4 protein-coding genes and 2 pseudogenes are annotated in these 5,408 nt (G+C 44.0%); 4 read left to right on the forward strand and 2 right to left on the reverse strand.

Annotated elements, in window-relative coordinates; genetic code table 11:
• From VF500_RS17595 to VF500_RS17605, 3 genes and pseudogenes are all read left to right on the forward strand, one after another.
• A pseudogene (locus VF500_RS17595) lies at positions 1–385 on the forward strand (N-acetylglucosamine kinase); the annotation flags it as partial.
• A gap of 485 nt (positions 386–870) precedes the next feature.
• Positions 871–1,620, forward strand: coding sequence for a glucose 1-dehydrogenase (locus VF500_RS17600; protein ID WP_330860935.1), 750 nt, complete (start codon positions 871–873; stop codon positions 1,618–1,620).
• 103 nt (positions 1,621–1,723) lie between these two features.
• Complete coding sequence (locus VF500_RS17605; protein WP_330860936.1) at positions 1,724–2,305, forward strand: TetR/AcrR family transcriptional regulator; 582 nt, start codon at positions 1,724–1,726, stop codon at positions 2,303–2,305.
• A gap of 17 nt (positions 2,306–2,322) precedes the next feature.
• Here VF500_RS17605 and lnt read toward each other — a convergent pair whose 3' ends face one another.
• Both lnt and rsmI read right to left on the reverse strand, forming a co-directional pair.
• Entirely contained in the window at positions 2,323–3,957 is a 1,635-nt protein-coding gene (gene lnt / locus VF500_RS17610; RefSeq protein ID WP_330860937.1) for an apolipoprotein N-acyltransferase, read from the reverse strand.
• A gap of 189 nt (positions 3,958–4,146) precedes the next feature.
• A complete protein-coding gene (gene rsmI / locus VF500_RS17615; protein ID WP_330860938.1) occupies positions 4,147–4,866 on the reverse strand; it encodes a 16S rRNA (cytidine(1402)-2'-O)-methyltransferase in 720 nt (239 codons plus the stop codon).
• Between the two features lie 182 nt (positions 4,867–5,048).
• Here rsmI and VF500_RS17620 point away from each other — a divergent pair.
• Positions 5,049–5,408 (forward strand): annotated as a pseudogene (locus VF500_RS17620) (serine--tRNA ligase); the annotation flags it as partial.

Below are 5,408 nucleotides of genomic sequence, written 5' to 3' on the forward strand. Positions count from 1 at the left end.
CATGCCGCATGATATCAGTCAGAAATTTGATAAGGCCTACCACCTTAACAAGGAGATCGTGATCAAAAATGTATATCAAAGGCCCAATGCCAACACTTACCTGGCATCGTTCAGTAAGTTTGTAAGTGAAATAAAAACTACCGAATACGGACACTCCATGCTGGTTGATGGTTTGGTTGAGTTTATTGAAAGCAATATCAAATCATACCCCGAATACCATAAATACAAATGCCACTTTGTTGGCTCTATAGCTTATTCTTTTTCTGAAGAGTTGATCTCCTTATGCCACCTCCACGGCGTAAAAACCGGCAAGATCATCAAACACCCTATAAATGACCTGATGGCCTTTATCCTGAAAAGGAATGAAATGGCAACGGAAGAGTAGGGCTTAAGTGAATCGTTTTAAGAACTATTCGTTGTACCGCGTTTCTTAAGATCTCCCAGGGTATTCTGCGGGTTTATAACTCACAAAATTTAATCAACAAGGTGTTTTGTTTTGCCCCTCTGGGGCAAAGGGGGGCTTCAATTTTGCATGCTACAAACCTTTTGCACCTCTGGTGCACCCGTCCTTACGTACAGCTCAATTAATGCCTGTTTATTAAATTGTAAGAATCCCCCAGAGGGGGAAAAGGTTTGTAGGAATAACATCACACCCCGACCCGAACCCCAGAGGGGTTCAACTCACACGCATTACCAATTTGCTATTGATTTTGTGGGTTAACTTAACCTCAGAAAGAGTTCTAAGAGGACATAATATTGTTATCTCATTTGTCATCCCAGAATAATAAAAAATAATTCAGGAACGATTGTTCCTGAATGAATATACATTTGCGGAACGATTATTCCAAAATTAAATTAATCTTCCAGAAAATGAAAAAATTAGAGAACAAAGTAGCAGTTGTGACAGGGGCATCAAAAGGTATTGGTGCTGAAATAGCAAGAGGGTTGGCAGCAGAAGGAGCAGCTGTAGTTGTTAATTATGCATCAGACAAAGCAGGCGCAGAAAAAGTAGTAGCCGATATCACCGGCAATGGCGGTAAAGCTATAGCGGTACAGGGCGATGTGTCAAAAAGTGCGGACGTAGACCGTATTTTTGCTGAAACCCACGAAGCTTATGGCGCAGCTGATATCCTGGTGAATAACGCTGGTGTATACCAATTCACACCTATTGAAGCTGTAACTGAAGAAGAGTTTCACCGCCAGTTTAACATCAACGTGCTTGGTTTATTATTAGCAACCAAAGGTGCCGTAGCCAGCTTTGGCGATAAGGGTGGCAGTGTGATCAATATAAGCTCAACTGTAACACGTATCACCCCTCCGCATAGTGCTATTTATACCGGAACTAAGGGCGCAGTGGATTCTATTACACAGGTATTATCGAAAGAGCTTGGATCTAAAAAGATCCGTGTAAATGCAATCAATCCCGGCATGGTTGAAACCGAAGGTGCACATACAGCTGGCTTTATTGGCAGTGATTTCCAAACCGAGATAGAAAAAACTACACCGCTTGGCCGTATCGGTCAGCCGGATGATATTGCACCGATAGCGGTGTTCCTGGCATCTGATGATTCACGTTGGTTGACCGGCGAAATTATCATTGCAAGCGGTGGTATAAGATAATTATACAGGCAAAGCCCGGTAAGATAAACGGGTACAGTATAAGATTAAACAATTAATTAAAAATGAATAGCTTTGCCCACAAAACGGGTAAAGCTTTTCTGTTATGGCAAGAGGTAAAGATTTTGATGAAGCCGAGGTGTTGAGCAAAGCCGTTTGCATTTTTTGGCATAAAGGCTACAATGGTACCTCAATGCAGGACCTTGTAGACGGCCTGGGCATAAGCCGTTCAAGCCTGTACGATACTTTTGGCGATAAGCACGCTTTATATATTAAGGCCCTGGATAGTTATCAGCAGGCTGGGGGCAGCCAGATGTGCGATATTATAAATAATAGCGCGTCGGCAAAAGAAGCAATAAAAAAGCTTCTGGAGCTTACCATGCGCGATCTGTTAAATGATGAACAGCGTAAAGGCTGTTTCATGGTAAATGCCGAGATTGAACTGGCATCGCTCGATGCCGAAGTAAATGATATGATATGCCGGAATGAGCAACTGTTTGAAAATGCTGTTCTGCGCGCCATCAAAAAGGGGCAGGAAAGCGGCGAAATCAGTAATTCGAAAGATGCCCTGGCATTAAGCCGTTCCATTTTTAATACCGTAAAAGGCATGCAGGTATCTGCCAAGTCGAATACGGAAAAAGCCTTTTTTGACGATATTATACAAACTACGCTTTCGGTACTTGATTAACAAGCTTGGTTGATTATTTAAGCAGTTAGCGTTTGTTTCTTTCTCAATCTCACTCCCACTAAAAATAAAATTCCTACACCTGCCAGCACACTTCCCGTTTGCGGGATATAATCGCCGTGTTTAACGTAGAACGTAAGTTCGCTGTTGAGGTTGATGTCCTGTTTAATGGCGGTTTTAACCCACCATTCGGTATGTTTTACAACATCCCCACGTTGGTTAATAAACCCGGAGATGCCGGTATTGGCTGATTGGCAAACCCAGCGGCGGGTTTCGATGGCGCGAAGTTTAGCATAGTCTAAATGCTGGTCTTTACCCGAGGTGTTTTCCCACCAGCCATCATTAGTGATAATGGCAATAAATTGCGCTCCTTTTTTAACCGAGCGGGCAATATAGCCCCCCCATATTGATTCATAGCAGATAACCGGATCAACGCCGATACCACTTTGGGAGTAAAGCACTTTTGCATCCTTTTCGGGCGCATAATTACCCGTGGCGCCACCCAAGTGTTCAAATACGGGTTTTAGGAATGAAAGTGCATCGCCAAAAGGCAATGATTCGGCTCCGGGGACTAACCGCGATTTGTGGTAGGTCTGGATCCGGTCGCCATTTTCAATATTAAGGGCAGTGCTGTAAAAATCAGCGAACTGATCGCCGCCCCATGGTGAAGGGACTGCCGTTGGAGTAGCCCTGTTGTTATATAGCCTGAATGTTTCGGCACCGGTAATCAGGTTGCCATTTGGATACTTGCGTAAAAAAAACTGGGCCTGTTTAATGAAGTTGTTTTGCCCTATTTGCTCTTCATCGATATAGACAGGAGCAGGAATGGCTGTTTCGGGCCAGATAAAAAATTCGGTATTGGGTTGTGCCACCTGTCTCGAAAGGTGGATGAGGATATCAAGTTGCAAGGCCGGAGGGATAGTGCCATCTTTCTCGTAAGGGTCGATATTGGGCTGGGCAACAACCACGTTTGAGGGGTTTACCTCTTCTACATAATTATGATAAACCGATAACGAATAACCCAGAGGGGCTATTATAGCAAATGCAAGCGTTGTGATCAGTACCATTCTTTGGCGTTTGGTTTGAGCCTCGCGTAAGCCGGTATATATTAAAAAAGCCAGGATATTCACTATCCAGATCCAGATAGTGCCACCATATACGCCGGTATATTCATACCATTGAATCCACTGATGGGCTACGGCAAAGCCGTTACCAAGTGTCATCCAGGGGAAGTATAGGTCCCAGCTTTGGTGCAGGTATTCATAACCGACCCAGAAGCAGACCAAGCCAATGAGTGCGACCCAGCGGGGAGCAACCAGTCTTAAACGATAATATAACCAAAAAGCGGCTGCCATAAGCAATGGGCCAAGCGAATAGGGTATAAGCGTGATAGGAATAGCGACAACTTCACCAACTATTTTAAGCGCATTGTAAACCCAGTAAACGGATAATGAATTCCAGATAAAAAAGCCTATGAAAGTTACGTTAAACACCCGCTTTCCTTTTTTGGGCTTGTCGTCTTTAATAATGTTTTCAATAGCCAGCAGCATAGGCACCAAGCCTATAAAAAGCAAAAACGTAGTATAAGGGGTAGGAGGCCAGGCTATCCACAAAAGTAAGCCTGATAGTATGGCTAATGGTAGGTTTTTTTTCATGTAGGGTATTATCCTCACCTGTCATTACGAGGTGCCTCGCTATGACGGGTTTATATTTTTATTAATAGATCACGTATGAAACTATGTCATTGCGAGCGCAGCGCGGCAATCGCAGGGAAGCAAGGCCGCCCTGTATAGCATGCGATTGCTTCGTACCTCGCAATGACATACAGGAGAGCTTGCAATAAACTACTCTTCCTCCTCATCCCTGTCATACTTCCCCTTTGCAGGTTTAGCCGCCGCCCCGGCAACACACATTACAAATTCACCTTTCATGGGGTGCGTTTCAAAGTACTGTTTTACTTCAATCACAGAACCCCGCACGGTTTCTTCAAACATTTTGGTAAGCTCGCGCGATACCGAGATCTGTCTGTCGGCACCAAAATATGTTGCCATTTCATCCAGCGTTTTTAACAAACGGTGGGGCGACTCATATAGTATGATAGTCCGCTCTTCTTCGGCCAAAAACTTATACCGGGTTTGGCGGCCTTTTTTCAACGGTAAAAACCCCTCGAAACAAAACTTATCGGTAGGGAAGCCGGAGTTAACCAGTGCCGGTACAAAAGCCGTGGCGCCCGGCAGGCATTCGACAGCAATGTTAAACTTCAAAGCTTCGCGAACAAGAAAAAAACCGGGGTCGGAAATAGCCGGTGTACCGGCATCCGAAATGAGCGCGATATTTTTCCCTTGCAGCAAAAATTTAATGATCTCGTTGCTTGATTGATGCTCGTTATGCTGATGATGCGCAAATACTTTTTGATGGATCTCGAAGTGCTTCAACATCGGGGCAGAAGTGCGGGTATCTTCAGCCAGTATCAGATCCACTTCCTTTAGCACGCGGATAGCCCTGAATGTCATATCCTCCAAATTGCCTATCGGGGTGGGGACTAAATATAGTTTGCCGGACATTTTTTAGTTTGCAGTTATTAGTTTGCAGTAGGCAGTGAAATTCAGTAGTTATTAGTTTGCTGTGAACATTTATGTCGTTTTATTTATAGCGCGATTATTTACAAAACGTATCTAAATAAAAAACTGCAAACTGCACACTACAAACTGCCAACTGATTATATCTTTGCCTAAAAAATAAAATAATGCTGCAAGTTAGTTATATCCGTGATAACCGGGAACAGGTTTTGGAACGTTTGGCTGTAAAAAATTTTAAACAGCCCCAACTGGTTGATGAAATAATTGAACTGGACGACAAACGCCGCTCCACTCAAACCAGTATGGATAATGTTTCGGCCGAGGCCAATGCAGCTGCAAAACAAATTGGCGAGCTGATGCGCGCCGGTAAAAAAGAAGAAGCCGAAGGCCTTAAAGGCAAAACAGGAGCCTGGAAAGAAGAGATCAAGAAACTTGGCGACATACTTACCATAACCGAAGAGGAATTATACCAAAAGCTGGTGTTGCTGCCAAACCTGCCGCACAGCTCCGTGCCTAAAGGATTGACC

The sequence above is a fragment of the Mucilaginibacter sp. genome, from assembly GCF_036383575.1.
In the GTDB taxonomy this organism is placed as follows: Bacteria; Bacteroidota; Bacteroidia; order Sphingobacteriales; family Sphingobacteriaceae; genus Mucilaginibacter.

Excerpts from the sequence above, each read along its gene's own strand:
- rsmI (WP_330860938.1), bottom strand. The coding sequence starts at position 4,866 with ATGTCCGGCAAACTATATTTAGTCCCCACCCCGATAGGCAATTTGGAG.
- VF500_RS17605 (WP_330860936.1), top strand. The coding sequence starts at position 1,724 with ATGGCAAGAGGTAAAGATTTTGATGAAGCCGAGGTGTTGAGCAAAGCC.
- lnt (WP_330860937.1), bottom strand. The coding sequence starts at position 3,957 with ATGAAAAAAAACCTACCATTAGCCATACTATCAGGCTTACTTTTGTGG.
- VF500_RS17600 (WP_330860935.1), top strand. The coding sequence starts at position 871 with ATGAAAAAATTAGAGAACAAAGTAGCAGTTGTGACAGGGGCATCAAAA.